Origin of the sequence: Flavobacterium sp. FlaQc-30, from assembly GCF_044005885.1 — a bacterium.
GTDB lineage: Bacteria > Bacteroidota > Bacteroidia > Flavobacteriales > Flavobacteriaceae > Flavobacterium.
Genome location: NZ_JBIPCO010000064.1, coordinates 1 through 233 on the forward strand (window position 1 = coordinate 1; position 233 = coordinate 233).

Here is a 233-nt window from a genome sequence, read left to right on the forward strand (position 1 = left end):
CTGAAGCTGCATCATACCAAACAATACTTGATCCTGATGGTACTGTAGCGGTAGCCGTTAGAGTCTGTGATGAACCTGTCTCACATACCGTTACGTTAACTGGAGATGTCGGTGCTGCAGGAGCAGCATTGATGGTTAATACAACAGCCGTTCTTGTCAAACTTGAACAACTGCCGTTTGATGTCTGTCCGTATAATGTTCTTGTAGCGGCAGCTGTACTTACTAAAGTCGCT

At 45.5% G+C, this 233-nt stretch carries 1 protein-coding gene; it reads left to right on the forward strand.

The annotated features are described in order from the left end of the window. A partial coding sequence (locus tag ACHRV0_RS21760) for a hypothetical protein (RefSeq protein WP_395442541.1) occupies positions 1-233 on the forward strand: 233 nt, incomplete at both ends.